This window comes from Streptomyces sp. NPDC051207 (genome assembly GCF_040682395.1).
Lineage (GTDB): Bacteria > Actinomycetota > Actinomycetes > Streptomycetales > Streptomycetaceae > Streptomyces.
Map to the genome: position 1 here is coordinate 56,812 of NZ_JBFBAX010000010.1, position 16,184 is coordinate 72,995.

13 protein-coding genes are annotated in these 16,184 nt (G+C 71.6%); 11 read left to right on the forward strand and 2 right to left on the reverse strand.

Annotated elements, in window-relative coordinates:
• Nucleotides 1-125 precede the first annotated feature (125 nt).
• Both AB0M97_RS12760 and AB0M97_RS12765 read right to left on the reverse strand, forming a co-directional pair.
• Complete coding sequence (locus AB0M97_RS12760) at nt 126-1,460, reverse strand: polysialyltransferase family glycosyltransferase (protein WP_365960833.1); 1,335 nt, start codon at nt 1,458-1,460, stop codon at nt 126-128.
• Nucleotides 1,457-2,437, reverse strand: coding sequence for a glycosyltransferase family 2 protein (locus AB0M97_RS12765; protein ID WP_365960978.1), 981 nt, complete (start codon nt 2,435-2,437; stop codon nt 1,457-1,459). Before AB0M97_RS12765 ends, AB0M97_RS12760 begins: the two co-directional genes overlap by 4 nt.
• 198 nt (nt 2,438-2,635) lie before the next feature.
• Here AB0M97_RS12765 and AB0M97_RS12770 point away from each other — a divergent pair, with 198 nt between their 5' ends.
• The 11 genes from AB0M97_RS12770 to AB0M97_RS12820 all read left to right on the forward strand — a co-directional run bounded on the left by AB0M97_RS12770 (nt 2,636) and on the right by AB0M97_RS12820 (nt 16,162).
• Entirely contained in the window at nt 2,636-3,985 is a 1,350-nt protein-coding gene (locus AB0M97_RS12770) for a DUF6716 putative glycosyltransferase (RefSeq protein ID WP_365960834.1), read from the forward strand.
• A gap of 56 nt (nt 3,986-4,041) precedes the next feature.
• The gene (locus tag AB0M97_RS12775; RefSeq protein WP_365960835.1) at nt 4,042-5,346 is read left to right on the forward strand and encodes an N-acylneuraminate cytidylyltransferase; all 1,305 of its coding nucleotides are present in this window, start codon (nt 4,042-4,044) and stop codon (nt 5,344-5,346) included.
• Between the two features lie 14 nt (nt 5,347-5,360).
• The gene (locus tag AB0M97_RS12780; RefSeq protein WP_365960836.1) at nt 5,361-6,299 is read left to right on the forward strand and encodes an N-acetylneuraminate synthase family protein; all 939 of its coding nucleotides are present in this window, start codon (nt 5,361-5,363) and stop codon (nt 6,297-6,299) included.
• Nucleotides 6,300-6,349: 50 nt separating this feature from the next.
• Nucleotides 6,350-7,450: a hypothetical protein gene (locus tag AB0M97_RS12785; RefSeq protein WP_365960837.1), complete on the forward strand. Its 1,101-nt coding sequence runs from the start codon at nt 6,350-6,352 to the stop codon at nt 7,448-7,450.
• 272 nt (nt 7,451-7,722) lie between these two features.
• The gene (locus AB0M97_RS12790) at nt 7,723-8,946 is read left to right on the forward strand and encodes an amidohydrolase (protein WP_365960838.1); all 1,224 of its coding nucleotides are present in this window, start codon (nt 7,723-7,725) and stop codon (nt 8,944-8,946) included.
• A 275-nt stretch (nt 8,947-9,221) separates the two neighbouring features.
• Nucleotides 9,222-10,277: a BMP family ABC transporter substrate-binding protein gene (locus tag AB0M97_RS12795; RefSeq protein WP_365960839.1), complete on the forward strand. Its 1,056-nt coding sequence runs from the start codon at nt 9,222-9,224 to the stop codon at nt 10,275-10,277.
• A gap of 260 nt (nt 10,278-10,537) precedes the next feature.
• Nucleotides 10,538-11,587: a BMP family ABC transporter substrate-binding protein gene (locus tag AB0M97_RS12800; protein ID WP_365960840.1), complete on the forward strand. Its 1,050-nt coding sequence runs from the start codon at nt 10,538-10,540 to the stop codon at nt 11,585-11,587.
• Between the two features lie 159 nt (nt 11,588-11,746).
• Nucleotides 11,747-13,375 (forward strand): ABC transporter ATP-binding protein, encoded by a 1,629-nt coding sequence (locus AB0M97_RS12805; protein ID WP_365960979.1) that lies wholly within the window; start codon nt 11,747-11,749, stop codon nt 13,373-13,375.
• Nucleotides 13,375-14,499, forward strand: coding sequence for an ABC transporter permease (locus AB0M97_RS12810; protein WP_365960841.1), 1,125 nt, complete (start codon nt 13,375-13,377; stop codon nt 14,497-14,499). The genes AB0M97_RS12805 and AB0M97_RS12810 overlap by 1 nt, the downstream gene beginning before the upstream one ends.
• A complete protein-coding gene (locus AB0M97_RS12815; RefSeq protein ID WP_365960842.1) occupies nt 14,496-15,773 on the forward strand; it encodes an ABC transporter permease in 1,278 nt (425 codons plus the stop codon). Before AB0M97_RS12810 ends, AB0M97_RS12815 begins: the two co-directional genes overlap by 4 nt.
• The gene (locus tag AB0M97_RS12820) at nt 15,770-16,162 is read left to right on the forward strand and encodes a cytidine deaminase (RefSeq protein WP_365960843.1); all 393 of its coding nucleotides are present in this window, start codon (nt 15,770-15,772) and stop codon (nt 16,160-16,162) included. Before AB0M97_RS12815 ends, AB0M97_RS12820 begins: the two co-directional genes overlap by 4 nt.
• The last annotated feature ends 22 nt before the right edge of the window (nt 16,163-16,184 follow it).

Here is a 16,184-nt window from a genome sequence, read left to right on the forward strand (position 1 = left end):
GGTTTCCTGAATGGCCCGGCGTCCCCCGTTCCGCGGGAGACCCCGCCGTGGCGGTCCGCCGCCGCCATCGGCGCGGCGGCTCCCGTCCCCGCCGCCGTGACGGCCGCGGGGACGCACCCGGCGGCTCAGCGCCGCACGGCCCGCTGCAGGCTGCGCGCCTTGCGCACCGCCCGGCGCACGGCCGCGTTGCGCGGCAGGAACGCCAGCTGCCTCGGCACGCCGCCCGGCAGGGCCAGCGAGGTGAGGCGCCTCTTCTTGAAGTACCGCCACAGGTGGGCGTTCAGGTTGTCCGTCAGGTACCGCTCGGCCTCGGCGCGCAGCTCCGGGAGGATCTTCGGCTGCATCGCGAAGCCGACCGTCCGCACCAGCGCGGCCAGCGCCTCGGTGTCCATGCCGCCGCGCTGCGCGGCGACCGCACTCCTGTCGGTCAGCTCCGGCAGCAGCGCGTCGACCACCGTGACGGGCACGCGGTTGCTGTTCTCGTACGGCGTCAGCCGCTCCAGCAGGGTCCCCGTGCCGACCCGGGCGACCGGCAGGCCGTACAGCGCGGACGCGGTGAGCAGGCCCGTGGAGAAGCAGCCGACGACCAGCGCCGGGCGCATCCGCTGGTACAGCACCTCGGCGAGCACCGGCGTGTCGAGCACGGTGAGACCGGCGCCGAGCCGCTCGGCCTCCTCCTCCAGCCTGCGCGTGAAGCGGTCCGGGGCCGAGGGGTGCGGCTTGAACACCACGCGGGAGTGGCCGAGTTCGACGGCGCCCTTCAGCATCCGTACGTGCAGGTCCTCCTCCTCGTCGGGGGAGAGGATGTTCAGCGCGGACAGGTACTGCCCGAGCAGCAGCGCCGGTTCCTCCACCTCGGGCAGCCCGGCGCCGGTGTCGACCAGCTCGGCGAGCACCTTGGTGAACGCGGCCGTCGGCACGACCTCCGGCTCCACGCCGAACTCCGTGAGCAGCAGCGGCTTCAGGCCCGGCACGAGGTCCAGGTGCAGCAGCCGCTCCACGCGCGTGCCGACCAGCGGGTCGAGCTTGTTGCGGGTGGGGCCGTAGCTCATCAGGCCGTCCGCGTAGACGGTCAGCGGCGCGTCCGGGAACATCTGCGCCACCCCGAGGGCGGGCTGGACCTGGATCGACTCGACGGCGAGGGCCACGTCGTCGTCCCCGAGCCCCCAGGCCAGCCGCAGATAGCGCTCCCACACGGGGGCGTCCTCGACGCGCGGCGCCCAGCCGCCCGGGTGGAACGGGAAGACGGCCTCGTTCCACGACACGACGTCGTCGAACCGGGTCCGCAGCTGCTCGAAGCCGGGCATCGCGTCCACGGCGGGCGCGGTCTCCGGGTTCGCCGCGTTGTTGGACACCAGCAGTATCCGCCGGTCGGCGGCGTCGAAGCAGCCGGAGTCCAGGGCGGCGGCCAGCGTGGCCGTGCCGTACAGCGTCGACGCCATGAAGATCTGCGTGGTCACGCCGCCACCTCCGCGGCCGGCATCGGACGGCGGCGCAGCCGGCGCAGCCGTGTGGCGCGCTCGGTGTCCATCGAGTCGAGCACCTCCTCCAGCGCGTCCTGCGGCATGCGGCGCAGCGCGGCGGTACTCATCGCCTTCAGTTTCCGGGCCACGGGAGGCTCGAACCTTTCGATGGATCCAAGATGGTGGGAAATGATGGCGCAATAGGTGCGCACGGCCTTCGGGAGTAGCTTTTCGGCCTCCGGGTCCTGGGCGGTTTCGGCCACCACCTGGTCGAAGGCGCGAATGAAATCGAGCTGCCTGGCATCTCCGATCTGGGTCAGCGACGAGGCCACTCCGCGCCGGTAGAAAACGCCCAGCAGCCCGCAGACCGCGAAGGATTCCGCCTCCCGGTGCAGCTTCCAGATCCACGGCCGGTCCTCGGCCGTGCGCAGCCCGTCGGTGAAGTGCAGCAGGCCGCGGTCGACCAGCCGGCGGTGGTAGACGCCCGCCCACGCGTACGCGTAGTCGACGGACGTGGAGCGGTGGGCGGGCAGGATCGCGTCGCGCGGGTCCAGCACGACGTTCCGCCTGCCGTGCGGCACACGGTGCACGGACCGGGCGCGCGCGGTGCACTGCACGTGGTCGGTGCGCACGAAGTCGCAGCCCAGTTCCTCGATGACGCCGACCAACTTGGCGTAGTAGCCGGGGGCCAGCCAGTCGTCACCGTCCAGGAAGGTCAGGTATTCGCCGCGCGCGGCGTCGATACCGGTGTTGCGGGCGGTCGCCAGACCGCCGTTGCGCTCGTGCTGGACCAGCACCGCGCCCGGCAGCTCACGCTCCGCGCGCGCGAGAATGCCGGGGGTCCCGTCGGTCGAGCAGTCGTCGACGAGGATGAATTCGAAGTCGTCACGCGCGTTCGCGCGCAGGCTTCGCAGGGTCTCGGGGGCATATTGCTGCACGTTGTAGAACGGCACGATGACGGAGAGCTTGGGCACGCACGTGACGTTAGGCGGCGGCCCGTCATTCGTCTTTACCCACACCTTGATGAGAGGTGAACGACGCGTGGCGAAGCCGTGAAGCGAACGCATTTACGGGCCGTCCACGAGCGGATTCGCCATTCGGCGATGTGCTGTTAACCGTTTGTTGTGTTCGGGTTGGGCGGTTCCTCGGAATCGCTTCCTAGCGTCTGGGGCGTGCCAGCAAGTACAACGAACGCCGCCAAGGCCCCGAGGATCGCCGTCCTCGCCGACTCCGACACCCGGTGGAAGTGGGGTGCGCTCACCGCGCACCGTATCGCCCCGGTGCCGGCGGCGGGTGCGGACGCCGTGCTGGACGGGTACCTGCTGCGCGGACGCGCCACTCCGACGGCCCGTCAGCTCCAGGAGGTCGGCGTCCGCGCCGACCGGCTGCGCGAGGTGACCGCCGTCGAGTTCCTGCGGACCATGGCCGCCGAGTCCTACGACGTCCTCGTGCTCGCCCTGGTCGGCGGCGGCGTCCAGGCCATGCTGCACGGCCTCAAGCGCGTCTGGGAGGACCGCACCGCACGGCCCGCCGTCGTCACCGGCTACGTCGGCGTCGTCTACGAGAAGCTCACCGACGGGCTGCTGCTGCGGCACGGCGCCGACCTCGTCCTCGCCAACTCCCGCCAGGACGCGGACCGTTTCCGCGCCGTGTACGACGGCGTCGGCGCCGACTCCTCGTGCGTGACCGAGGTCGCCCTGCCGTTCCTCGGCGGCGCGCCCTACGCGGGCGAACACGACCCGTACACCGTCACCTTCGCCGCGCAGCCCTCCGTCCCGGACAACCGCACGGACCGCGCCTACCTGCTGGAGCGCCTCGTCCGGCACGCCCGCAGGCACCCCGAGCGCGAGGTGCTGCTCAAGCTGCGCTCCCGCCCCGGCGAGCACACCACCCACATCGAGGAACTGCCGTACCAGAAGCTGGCGCAGAAGCTGGACCTGCCCGACAACCTCCGCCTGGTGTACGGCCACATGGGCGAGGTGCTCGACCGGACCGACCTGCTGGTCACCGTCAGCTCCACGGCCGCCCTGGAGTCGCTGCACCGCCGCATCCCGACCGTCGTCCTCACCGACCTCGGCATCCGCGAGAACCTCGGCAACCACCACTTCGTCGGCTCCGGCTGCCTCGCCTCCTGGGACCAGCTGGACGAGGGCCACCTGCCCGAGCCCGACGAGGAGTGGGTGGCCCGGCAGGGCGTCGCCGCCGGGGGCACCCCCTCCGGGGCAGGTTCGTACGCCACCGCGTTCGACGCCGCACGGGAGCGCGTCGCCAAGCTGCTCGACCGGCCCGGCGGCCTGCCCCCGCTGACCCCGTACTACACGCCCGGCACCGCGCCCGGCTATCTGCCCCGCATCCTCGCCCGCCACCACCTCGGCCCCGACGGCACCCCGCTGCCGGGTGCGCCGGCCGCCGACAAGGACCCGGGACCGGTCCGGCAGATCGTGCGCCGCGCCGCCCGCGGGGCCTACCGGCACGGGGTGCAGCGCGTCGCTCCGGTGATCCGGCGGATGGGGGAGCTGTGAGCCGCCCCCGCCCCCGCCCCCGCGATTCCTCCCCAGGAGCCCAAGGAGTACAGCCCATGTCCAACCCGGAAGCGGGACACGGCGCTTCGGTGCGCCGCGTGCTCGCGGTGATTCCCGCGCGCGGCGGCTCCAAGGGCGTGCCCGCGAAGAACCTCGCCCCCGTCGGCGGGGTGCCCCTGGTGGCCCGCGCCGTGCGCGAGTGCCTGGCCGCCCGGCTCGTGACGGACGTCGTGGTCTCCACCGACGACCGGGCCATCGCGGCGGCGGCGCGGGAGGCGGGCGCCGAGGTGGTGCTGCGGCCCGCCGCCATCGCCGGGGACACGGCCACCTCCGAGGCGGCCGTCCTGCACGCGATGGACGCGCACGAGGCGCTGCACGGCGCCGCCGTCGACGCGGTGCTCCTCGTGCAGTGCACCAGCCCGTTCATCGTCCGGGAGGACGTGGACGGCGTCGCGGCGGCCGTCGTGGAGGACGGCGCGGACACGGCGCTGACCGTCGCGCCGTTCCACGGCTTCATCTGGCGGGACGCCGAAAACGCCCAGAACCCCGAGAACGCCGACAACCCCGAGAACGCCGAGAACGCGGCCCTCCCGGAGGGCGCCCCGGCGAGCGGCGGTCACGGCGTCAACCACGACAAGTCGTTCCGCCCGCGCCGCCAGGACCGCCCCCAGGACCTGCTGGAGACCGGCGCCGCCTACGCGATGGACGCGGCGGGCTTCCGCAAGCACCGGCACCGCTTCTTCGGCCGCACCGAGCTGGTGCGCACCGACCCGGCGCGGGTGCTGGAGATCGACGACCCGCACGACCTCGCCCGGGCCCGCGCGCTCGCGCCGCTGTTCGACGCGGCGCGGCCCGGCGCCCTTCCGACCGCCGGCGACATCGACGCGGTCGTACTGGACTTCGACGGCACCCAGACGGACGACCGGGTGCTGATCGACGCCGATGGACGGGAGTTCGTCACCGTGCACCGCGGGGACGGACTCGGCATCGCGGCCCTGCGCAAGAGCGGGCTGAAGATGCTGATCCTGTCCACGGAAGTGAACCCGGTCGTCGCCGCGCGGGCCCGGAAGCTGCAGATACCGGTCCTGCACGGCATCGACCGCAAGGACCTCGCGCTGAAGCAGTGGTGCGAGGAGCAGGGCATCGCGCCGGAGCGCGTGCTCTACGTCGGCAACGACGTCAACGACCTGCCGTGCTTCGCCCTCGTCGGCTGGCCCGTGGCGGTCGCAAGTGCCCACGACGTCGTGCGCGGCGCCGCACGCGCGGTCACCACCGTTCCCGGTGGCGACGGCGCGATCCGAGAGATCGCCGGCTGGATTCTCGGACCCTCGCTCGACTCTCTCGATTCCCTCACCAAGTAAGGACATCTCCTGCCATGAGCACCAACTCCCGCATCCGTCAGCTCGGTTCGCGCGAGGCCGGCCCCGGCCGCCCCGTCTACGTCACCGGTGAGGTCGGCATCAACCACAACGGCGACCTCGACAACGCCTTCAAGCTGATCGACGTGGCCGCCGAGGCCGGCTGCGACGCGGTCAAGTTCCAGAAGCGCACGCCGGAGATCTGCACCCCGCGCGACCAGTGGGACATCGAGCGCGACACGCCGTGGGGTCGGATGACGTACATCGACTACCGCCACCGCGTGGAGTTCGGCGAGGACGAGTACCGCCAGATCGACGAGCACTGCAAGAAGCGCGGCATCGACTGGTTCGCCTCCCCGTGGGACACCGAGGCCGTCGCCTTCCTGGAGAAGTTCGACGTCCCGGCCCACAAGGTGGCCTCCGCCTCGCTGACCGACGACGAGCTGCTGCGCGCCCTGCGCGCCACCGGCAAGACGATCATCCTCTCCACCGGCATGTCGACGCCGAAGCAGATCCGGCACGCCGTCGAGGTGCTCGGCAGCGACAACATCCTGCTGTGCCACGCCACCTCCACCTACCCGGCGAAGGCCGAGGAGCTGAACCTCCGCGTCATCAACACCCTGGAGCGGGAGTACCCGAACGTCCCGATCGGCTACTCCGGCCACGAGACCGGTCTGCAGACCACGCTCGCCGCCGTCGCCCTCGGCGCCGTCTTCGTCGAGCGCCACATCACCCTGGACCGCGCCATGTGGGGCTCCGACCAGGCCGCCTCCGTCGAACCGCAGGGCCTCACCCGCCTCGTGCGCGACATCCGCACCATCGAGGCCTCCCTCGGCGACGGCGTGAAGAAGGTCTACGAGTCCGAGCTGGGCCCGATGAAGAAGCTGCGCCGCGTCGCCGGCGTCGTCGCCGAGGCGGAGATCGCCGACGCCGCGGGCGAGCCGGTCGCGGTCTGAGCCCCGCCACCCCACCACACCCCACGCCCTGACGGGACGGTCGTACGCCGATGAGCCCCCGCGCCGGGAATGCCGGCCCCCACACGCTCGCCTTCGTCGAGAGCCCGGTACAGCTGCTGAACGTGCTGGAGTGGGCGCACGCGCACGCCCCGGACGCGGGGGACGGCGGGGGCGGGGGTGCGGCCTCGCGCGCGGGGGTCACCCTCGTGGTGCTCTCGCCGAACGACCCGATGACCCGCGGCCAGCTGCGGCGGATGGCGGAGCTGGCCCGGCGCGAGGGCTACGAGGTCCGCTGGGAGGAGGCGCGCGGCGGCCCGGCGGCACCGTTCCGGACGGTCGGCGGCCTGGCGGGGATGCTGCGCCGGGCCGGCCGCGTCGTCCTGGGTGACCCGTTCTCGCGGTACGTGCAGCTGCTGCTGACCATCACCGGGGCGAGTGAACTGGTCGTCGTCGACGACGGCACCGCGACCATGGAGTTCGTCGGCCAGCTCGCCCGCGGCGAACGCCTCGTGCGCTGGCACCGCAAGGGCGGCCGGCCGGGCCCCAGGGACCTGGTGTTCGCGCCGGTGTCGGCCACCGCCCGGCGCCGCCTCACCCCCGGCGAGCGGCGCAGCGTGCAGATCTTCTCCTCCATGCCGATCGAGGAGACGCCGCCCGGTGTGTCCGTCGCCGCGAACGACTTCGGCTGGACCCGCGCCCGGTTCGGCCCGCCCCGCATCACCAAGGGCGCCGACATGGTGGGCACCTCCCTGGTGGAGACCGGCGTCGTGGACGGCGAGCGGTACCTGGACGCCGTGCGGACGCTCGCCAAGACGCACGGCGCGACGCGCTACTTCGCCCACCGCAGGGAGAGCGCCGAGAAACTGCACCGGCTGGCCGTGGACACGGGCCTGGAGGTGGTCCGCCCCGACCTGCCCCTGGAACTGATAGCCCGCCGCGGCCCGATCGGCCGGACCGTCCTCAGCTTCCCGTCGACCGTGGTCCACACCCTGCCGCTGGCGCTCGCCGGCACCGAGGTCCGGGTCGCCGTGTGTGACATCGACCCCGCCTGGCTGACCCAGGGCGCGTCCCCGCGGGCCCGCGGCTTCCTCAAGGGCGTCACGGGCACGGCCCGGGGCGTGGACCGGCTGGCGGCGGTCAGCGCGGGCTGAGCCGCCCGACGGCCCTCCCCGCTGGGGCGGCGGTGTCCAATGGGTGAACATCGCCGGGATGGGGCGCGCGGGGCGTGGTACCTGTGGAAAGAAGTGGGTGACTCTCCGTCGCGATCATCAGCCAAGCCGTGAGAAAGCCGGGCAGTTTACCCGCGTCACTCGACAGCTATGCGTCGGCCGGTCAAGTTTTCTTCCCGAACGGGTTGAAGTTTTGTTGATCGCGGGTCGGTCGACCTCCCCGGCGTCCTACCCTTCAGAGGGTGAAGCAACTGATGTCTCCAGAGTCCGAGGCCGACCTCCCCGCGGGAGCCGTGCTTCCCGGTGCCCTCCCCGAGGCGCTGCGTGCCGAGCTCGTGGCGTTCCGGCGCGATCTGCACATGCACCCCGAGCTCGGCAACCAGGAGTTCCGTACCACCGCAGCGATCAAGGCACGGCTGGAGCAGGTCGGCCTCCGGCCGCGCGTGCTGCCCGGCGGGACCGGACTCGTGTGCGACATCGGCGAGGGGCTCGACCCGGGCCCCGGCATGCTCGCGCTGCGGGCCGACATCGACGGCCTGCCCATCCCGGACACGAAGAGTGAGTGCCCGTACCGGTCGACCGTGCCGGACCGGGCGCACGCCTGCGGGCACGACGTGCACACCACGGTGGTGCTGGGCACCGGTCTCGTGCTGGCCGGCCTGCACCGCGAAGGGCTGCTGCCGCGGCCGGTGCGGCTGGTCTTCCAGCCCGCCGAGGAGGTCCTGCCGGGCGGCGCCGGCGACGCCATCGCGGGCGGTGTCCTCGACGGGGTCGCCCGGATCGTCGCCGTGCACTGCGACCCCCGCCTGGACGCCGGGAAGATCGGTCTGCGGCACGGCGCGATCACCTCGGCCTGCGACCGCCTCGAAGTCGCCCTGGACGGCCCCGGCGGCCACACCGCCCGGCCGCACCTGACGACCGACCTGGTCACGGCCGCCGCCCGGGTCGCCGTCGACGTGCCCGCCCTCGTCGCGCGGCGCATCGACAGCCGCAGCGGGCTCGCCCTGACCTGGGGCCGCATCGAGTCCGGGCACGCCCCCAACGTCATCCCGCAGCACGCCGAGCTGTCCGGGACCGTGCGCTGCCTGGACCTGGAGGCCTGGCGGCAGGCGCCCGACCTGCTGGTCGCCGCGATCGACGAGGTCGCCAACCTGCACGGGGCCAAGTCGCAGATCGACTACGTCCGCGGCGTGCCGCCCGTGGTCAACGACCCCGACGTCGCCGACCTGCTGCGGGACGCCATGATCGCCCGGCGCGGCGTGCAGTCCGTCGAGGGGACCGAACAGAGCCTGGGCGGCGAGGACTTCTCCTGGTACCTGGAGCACGTGCCGGGCGCCATGGCGCGGCTCGGCGTGCGCACCCCCGGGGAGCGCCTGGTGCGCGACCTCCACCAGGGCGACTTCGACGCCGACGAGTCGGCGATCGGCGTGGGAGTGGAGCTGTTCACGGCCGCGGCGTTCCTCGACGCGTCCCAGTAGGCGCCGGTCGCGGGACCCTCCCGGCCGTCACCGGATGAGCCCGCTCCGGTTGCGGCCGGGACGGGGGCGGGAGAGCCTGACGAGCGTGCGGGGTCGAGCGGGCGCACGTTTGTCCCGGGCGCGCCCGTTGATTACGGTGGTTCACAAGGGCGTAACCAGCCATCGGCACGAATGCGTAACGGCCCGCCGGAACCCCGTTCCCAGAAGTGTCTACGCGCGTTAATCTGCGCCGAACTAGCACCCATGGCGGGGCTTGGAGAATGGGGTACTTCACAATGCGTCGGATATCCAAACTGACCCGCGTCGCGGTGGGGGTCGCGTCGCTCGCGCTGGCTGCCACGGCCTGCGGCGGAACCAGCAGTGACAGTGGCAGCGGCGGCGACGAGACCAAGGACGACAAGGGCCTCGCCATCGCGTACGACATCGGCGGCAAGGGCGACCAGTCCTTCAACGACGCGGCGTACGCGGGCCTGCAGAAGGCCCAGAAGGAGTTCGGCTACAAGACCGCCGACATCGAGCCCACCGAGGGCGAGACCGACGCCGACAAGGAGCAGCGCCTCGCGTCGCTCGCCAAGCAGGGCTACAACCCGGTCATCGGCGTCGGCTTCGCCTACGGTCCCGCCATGGAGGCCGTGGCCAAGAAGTACCCGAAGACGACCTTCGGCATCGTCGACTCCGTCGTCGAGGGCGAGAACGTCGCGTCCCTCGTCTTCGCCGAGGAGCAGGCCTCCTACCTCGCCGGTGTCGCCGCGGCCAAGGCCACCAAGACCAACACCGTGGGCTTCGTCGGCGGTGTGGACATCCCGCTGATCCACAAGTTCGAGGCCGGCTACAAGCAGGGCGTGCAGGACACCAGCGGCGGCAAGGTCAAGGTCGTCTCGCAGTACCTGACCCAGACGGCCGAGGAGGGCGGCTTCTCCAGCCCCGACAAGGGCAAGGCCGCCGCCGAGGGCCAGATCGAGAAGAAGGCCGACGTCGTCTACCAGGCGGCCGGCCTGTCCGGCCAGGGCGTGATCGAGGCCGCGGCCAAGGCGAAGGTCTGGGCGATCGGCGTCGACTCCGACCAGTACCAGCAGGCGGCGCTGTCGGCGTACAAGAGCCACATCCTCACCTCCGCCCTCAAGGACGTCGGCGGCGCGGTCTACGCGCTCGCCAAGTCCGTGGAGGACGGCAAGCCGCTGACCGGCACGCAGACCTTCGACCTGAAGAAGAACGGCGTCGGCCTGTCCGAGAGCAACCCCGAGTTCGCCAAGATCGAGGGCCTCACGGACGCGGTCGCCAAGGCGAAGAAGGGCATCATCGACGGCTCGATCAAGGTGAAGACCGAGTAGAGCAGCACCTGATCAACCCGACGGAGCGGGCGGACGCCGAACGGCGCCGCCCGCTTCGCGTACGCCCGCGGCTGTCACCCAAAGCCACCCCTCGTTTGCGTTCGGCAACGCCCCCGACTCGCTCGCCCCCACCCAGGCCACGGCCGCATAACAAGGTGGACAGAAGGGGTTTTCAGGTAGGTCTACGCGCGTTAATCTGCGGCGGAAGCCAGCGCCGCAGCCGAATCGTCCCGGCGCTTGTACGACAGGAGCACCACACCATGCGCCGGATGTCCCGGATCACGGTCGCAGGCGCAGCGACCGCCTCCCTGGCCCTCGCACTGTCCGCCTGCGGCTCCACCTCCACCTCCGCCGGTTCATCGGCGGCGAAGGGCGACAAGGGCCTGGCCATCGCGTACGACGTGGGCGGCAAGGGCGACCAGTCCTTCAACGACGCCGCGTACGCGGGTCTGGAGCGGGCGGCGAAGGAGTTCGGTTACCAGACGGCGGACATCGAGCCCACCGAGGGCGAGACCGACGCCGACAAGCAGCAGCGCCTGGAGTCGCTGGCCAGGCAGGGCCACAACCCGGTGATCGGGGTGGGCTACGCCTACGCCGCCGCGATCAAGGGCGCGGCGGAGAAGCTCCCCGGCACCACCTTCGGCATCGTGGACGACTCCACCGTCCGGGCGAAGAACGTCGCCGACCTCGTGTTCTCCGAGGAGGAGGCCTCGTACCTGGCCGGCGTGGCCGCCGCCAAGTCCACGAAGACCGGCGTCGTGGGCTTCGTCGGCGGTGTGGACATCCCGCTGATCCACAAGTTCCGGGCGGGCTTCGCGCAGGGCGTCAAGGACACCGACCCCAAGGCCAGGGTGCTTTCGCAGTACCTCACGCAGACGGCCGAGGAGGGCGGCTTCTCCAGCCCCGACAAGGGCAGGGCCGCCGCCGAGGGCCAGATAGAGAAGAAGGCCGACGTGGTGTACGCCGCGGCCGGTCTGTCCGGCCAGGGCGTGATCGAGGCCGCCGCCGCCAACAAGGTGTGGGCGATCGGCGTCGACTCCGACCAGTACCGGCAGGAAGCCCTCGCCGAGTTCAGGGACGCGATCCTCACCTCGGCGATGAAGGACGTCGCCAGGGCGGTCCACAACCTGGCGAAGTCGGTCGAGGACGGCAGGCCCCAGACCGGTATCGTCAGGGGCGATCTGAAGACCGGCGAGGTCGGCCTCTCCGACTCCCACCCCGGGTTCAAGGAGAACGCCGAACTCCAGAAGGCGGTCGCAGACGCCAAGAAGAAGATCATCAGCGGCGAGATCAAGGTCAAGAGCAGCTGACATCACGACTCCGAGCAGCGTGTAACCCCGGGGTTACGTCCGCTCAACGGGGTACGGGGAGGCTCACCCTCCTGTGCCCCGTTGTCCCGGTCGTCACCCCATTCGATGCCGTAGGGGCGCTACGCGCGTAGACGACCCCCGTCCCCAGGAGAGTGCGCCATCAACGCGTCCAGCAGCCCTCCGGCCGGAGCGGCGGCAGGTGGTACGACCGCCGTCGAGCTCGCCGGGATCACCAAGCGATTCCCCGGCGTCGTGGCCAACCACGACATCCACCTCACCGTCCGCAAGGGCACCGTCCACGCCCTCGTCGGCGAGAACGGCGCCGGCAAGTCGACGCTGATGAAGATCCTCTACGGCATGCAGAAACCGGACGAGGGCACCATCACCGTCGACGGCGAGCAGGTCTCCTTCTCGTCCCCGGCCGACGCCATCTCCCGCGGCATCGGCATGGTGCACCAGCACTTCATGCTCGCCGACAACCTCACCGTGCTCGAGAACGTCGTCCTCGGCAGCGAGAAGCTCCACGGCATCGGGGCCCGCGCCCGCCGCCGCATCAAGGAGATCTCCGAGCGCTACGGCCTCGACGTGCGCCCCGACGCCCTCGTGGAGGAACTCGGCGTCGCCGCCCGTCAGCGCGTGGAGATCCTCAAGGTCCTCTACCGCGGCGCCCGCACGCTCATCCTCGACGAGCCGACCGCCGTGCTCGTCCCGCAGGAGGTCGACGCGCTCTTCGCCAACCTGCGCGAACTGCGCTCCGAGGGCCTGTCGGTCATCTTCATCTCGCACAAGCTCGGCGAGGTCCTCTCCGTCGCCGACGACATCACCGTCATCCGGCGCGGCACGACCGTCGGCACGGCCGTACCCGCCGAGACGACGCCCCGTCAGCTCGCCGAGATGATGGTCGGCAGCGAGCTGCCCACACCGGAGACCGCCGAGTCGACGGTGACCGACCGGCCCGTCATCACCGTCGAGAAGCTGCGCCTCGAGGCGCCCGGCGGCAAGGCCCTGCTGGACGACATCACCTTCACCATCCACGCCGGCGAGGTCCTGGGCATCGCCGGCGTCGAGGGCAACGGCCAGACCGAACTGGTCGACGCGCTCATCGGCCTGCGGGCCGCCGACTCCGGCACCATCCGGCTGGCCGGCGACGAGATCACCGCCTGGCCCACCCGCAGGCGCCGCGAGGAGGGCATCGGCTACATCCCCGAGGACCGCCACCGCCACGGCCTGCTGCTGGAGGCGCCCCTGTGGGAGAACCGCATCCTCGGTCACGTCACCGAGAAGCCCAACGCCAAGGGCATCTGGATCGACCCGAAGGCCGCCCAGGAGGACACCCGCCGGATCGTCACCACGTACGACGTCCGCACCCCCGGCATCGACGTCACCGCCGCATCCCTGTCCGGCGGCAACCAGCAGAAGCTGATCGTCGGCCGTGAGATGAGCCACAAGCCGCGCTTCCTCATCGCCGCGCACCCCACCCGCGGTGTGGACGTCGGCGCGCAGGCCGCGATCTGGGACCACATCCGCGCGGCCCGCCGCGAAGGCCTGGCCGTGCTGCTGATCTCCGCCGACCTCGACGAGCTGATCGGCCTGTCCGACACCCTCCGCGTGATCTACAACGGCAAGCTGGTCGCCGACGCCGACCCGGCCGCCATCACGCCCGAGGAACTCGGCTCGGCGATGACCGGTGCCGCCACCGGACACCTGGAACACGAAGAGACCCCCGAGACACCGGAGACCTCCCAGGCCCGCACGTCTCCCGAGTCTCCGGAAGACGAGGCCCGCTGATGAAGAAGTTCGACAAGGAGCGCGTGCTCCTCGCGGTGGCCGGCCCGGTCATCGCGCTCGCCGTGGCCTTCGTCCTGAGCGCGATCGTGCTGATCGCCTCGGGCAAGAACCCCGTCGAGCCGTTCGCCCTGATGTTCGAGCAGGCGTCGTTCTCCGACATCCAGGTCCTGATCGTCAACCAGGCCTCGATGTACTACATCGCGGCGCTCGCGGTCGCCATCGGCTTCCGCATGAACCTGTTCAACATCGGTGTCGACGGCCAGTACCAGCTCGCCGCCATGGCGGCCGCGATCGTCGGCGCCCACGCCGACCTGCCCGCCGTCGTGCAGATCCCGCTGCTGCTCCTCACCGCCGTGTGCACCGGCGCCTTCTGGGCCGGCATCGCCGGCCTGCTGAAGGTCACCCGCGGCGTCAGCGAGGTCGTCGCCACGATCATGCTCAACGCGATCGCCACCTCCGTCATCGCCTACCTGTGGCTGCCGGACGTCTTCGGCGTGAAGGTCGGCAACAACAACACCACCGGCGAGATGCACGAGTCCGGCTGGGTGCCCGGCATCGACATGGGCGCGGCCGGCGAGATCTACGGCCTGGTCCTCCTCGCGGTCGTCCTCGGCATCGGCTACTGGGTCGTCCTCAACCGCACCCGCTTCGGCTTCGACCTGCGCGCCTCGGGCGCCTCGGAGACCGCCGCGGCGGCCAGCGGCGTGGACCCCCGGCGCATGGTGCTCACCGCCATGCTGATCTCCGGCGCCATCGCCGGTCTCGCGGGCCTGCCCATCCTGATGGGCGACACCCACACCTTCAGCCTCAACTTCCCCACCGGTATCGGCTTCCTCGGCATCGGCATCGCCCTGCTCGGCCGCAACAGCCCGGTCGGCATCGCGTTCGCCGCCCTGCTGTGGGCCTGGCTCGACAAGGCCTCGCCCGAACTCGACTTCCACGGCTACGACAAGGAGATCGCGGTCATCATGCAGGGCCTGATCGTGCTCTCGGTCGTCGTCTCCTACGAGGCCGTCCGCGAGTGGGGCCTGCGCCGCCAGCAGCGCCGGGTCGGCGCCGAACTGGCCGCCGGTCACGTCCTCGGCGCCACCGACAACACCCAGAAGGAGGTGGCTGGCCGATGACCACGTCCCCGACCTCGGCGACCGATGTCAACCAGCCCTCGCTGCAGCCCGCGGCGCCGTCCGGCCGCCGCCTGTCGCTGCCCGTCCTGCTGCTGATCATCGCCGGAGCCCTGGCGCTGACCTCGATCGTCCGCATCATCACCGGCGCGGACGGCATCACCAACGTCAGCCAGATGTCCACCGCGCTCCAGCTCGCCGTGCCCATCGGCCTCGCCGGCCTCGGCGGCCTGTGGGCCGAGCGCGCGGGCGTCGTCAACATCGGCCTCGAAGGCATGATGATCCTCGGCACCTGGTTCGGTGCCTGGGCCGGCTTCCAGTGGGGCCCCTGGACCGGCGTGCTCGTCGGCATCGCCGGCGGCGCGATCGGCGGCCTGCTGCACGCCCTCGTCACCGTCACCTTCAACGTCAACCACATCGTCTCCGGCGTGGCCATCAACATCCTCGCCCTCGGCGCCACCCGCTACCTGGCCCCCCTCGCCTTCGTCGGCCACCAGGGCGGTTCCGCCAAGCAGTCCCCGGCGGTGGAGTCCCTCGGCCACTTCACCGTCCCCGGGCTCTCGGACGCGCTGCGCGACCTCAACGCCAAGGGCTGGTTCCTGGTCTCCGACATCGCCGGCCTGCTCGGCGGCCTGGTCACCAACGTCTCCTGGCTGACCCTGGTCGCGGTCGCGCTCGTGCCCGCCAGCTGGTGGATCCTGTGGCGCACCGCCTTCGGCCTGCGGCTGCGCTCCTGCGGCGAGAACCCGGTCGCGGCCGAGTCCCTCGGCGTCAACGTCTACAAGTACAAGTACCTCGCCGTGATCATCTCCGGCGGACTGGCCGGCCTCGGCGGCGCCTTCCTCTCCCTCGTCGCCAACCCCTTCTACCTGGAGGGCCAGGTCAGCGGACGCGGCTTCATCGGCCTCGCCGCGATGATCTTCGGCAACTGGATGCCGGGCGGCCTCGCCATCGGCGCCGGCCTGTTCGGCTACACCGACAGCCTCAACCTGCGCGGCGGCTCCGCCAACGTGCACGCCCTGCTGCTGCTCGGCGCGATCCTGCTGGTCGTCGGCGCGATCTGGCTGCTGATCCGCAAGAAGTACGTCCAGGCCGCCATCACCGCGGTCGTCGGCGCCCTGGTGTTCGCCTGGTACGCCGGCACCAACGAGGTCCCCAACCAGGTCGTCTCCGCCACGCCGTACGTCATCACGCTGGTCGTGCTCGCGCTGTCCGCGCAGCGCCTGCGGATGCCGAGGGCGAACGGCATGCCGTACCGGAAGGGGCAGGGCAAGTGACCGACGTCGACTGGGCGGGCCTGCGGGCCGCCGCCCGGGACGCCATGTCCCGCGCGTACGCCCCGTACTCGGGCTACCCGGTCGGCGCCGCCGCCCTGGCCGACGACGGCCGCACGGTGACCGGCTGCAACGTCGAGAACGCCTCCTACGGCATCGGCCTGTGCGCCGAGTGCGGGCTGGTCTCGGAGCTGGTCCGCACCGGCGGCGGCCGACTGACGCACTTCACCTGCGTCGACGGCCGCGGCGAGGTCCTCGTCCCGTGCGGCCGCTGCCGCCAGCTGCTGTACGAGTTCGGCGGCGCGGACCTGCTGCTGGAGACCCCGGAGGGCATCCTGCCGCTGTCCCGGATGCTGCCGCAGGCCTTCGGGCCCGACCACCTCGCCGAGTAGCGCAACGGCGGCCCCTCCGAGC